Annotated in this window: 1 protein-coding gene; it reads left to right on the top strand. The window is 43.2% G+C overall.

Annotated elements, in window-relative coordinates; translation table 11 throughout:
* Positions 1–947, top strand: a 947-nt coding sequence (locus EK369_RS22775) for an MC/SLC25 family protein (protein ID WP_206198146.1), incomplete at its 5' end; no start/stop codon positions are given.
* Positions 948–1,031 lie beyond the last annotated feature (84 nt).

The raw sequence follows: 1,031 nt of genomic DNA, 5'->3' as shown, positions 1-1,031 counted from the left end.
GCGGCTCGTGCAGACTTATTCTATCATACCCTAGTGTAAAAATGCCTTCAAATCTAGCAGATCCCGTTGCCTTCGCAAAGGATTTTTTGGCTGGCGGTGTTTCCGCAGCCATCTCAAAAACAGCCGTAGCACCCATTGAAAGAGTGAAATTGCTCCTCCAAGTCCAACATGTCTCCAAACAAATCACAGAGGATCAGAGATACAAGGGTATGATAGATTGCTTTGTTCGTATCCCAAAAGAACAGGGTGTTTTGGCATACTGGCGTGGTAACTTCGCCAACGTAATCAGATACTTCCCAACTCAAGCCCTTAACTTCGCTTTCAAAGACAAATATAAGCAGCTATTTTTACATAATGTAGACAAACACACGCAGTTCTGGAGATATTTTATGGGTAATTTGGCTTCTGGTGGTGCTGCTGGAGCCACCTCCCTCTGCTTTGTCTACCCACTTGACTTTGCCAGAACCAGATTGGCCGCCGATACTGGTAAAGCTGCAGGTGAACGTGAATTTAGTGGTTTGGGTAATTGTTTAACTAAAATCTTCAAAAGTGACGGTCTCATTGGTTTGTACCGTGGTTTCGGTGTATCCGTACAAGGTATCATTATCTATCGTGCAGCATTCTTTGGTTTCTATGACACAGCCAAAGGTATCCTTCCTGACCCTAAGAACACTCCCATCATTATTTCCTGGGCCATTGCACAGACTGTAACCACAATTGCCGGTATTATCTCATATCCCTTTGATACAGTCCGTAGGCGTATGATGATGCAGTCTGGTCGTAAGAAGGCTGACATTTTGTACAAAAGTACAGCTCACTGCTGGGCAACCATAGCAAAGACCGAAGGTGGTGCAGCGTTCTTCAAGGGTGCTTTCTCAAACGTACTCCGTGGTACAGGAGGTGCCATCGTATTAGTATTGTACGATGAAATTAAAAATCTGATCTAAAGAAAGCTGCCGTTTAGTTCACACTATCGAAAAAAATTCCTGTTCGTTTGATCGATTTTACGGTCAAAATTAGTTAAATTTTTT

This window comes from Shimia sediminis, from assembly GCF_003990645.1.
GTDB classification, from domain to species: domain Bacteria; phylum Pseudomonadota; class Alphaproteobacteria; order Rhodobacterales; family Rhodobacteraceae; genus Shimia; species Shimia sediminis.
The sequence above is the reverse complement of the archived record's forward strand: the minus strand, read 5'-3'. Positions and strand labels throughout refer to the sequence as shown.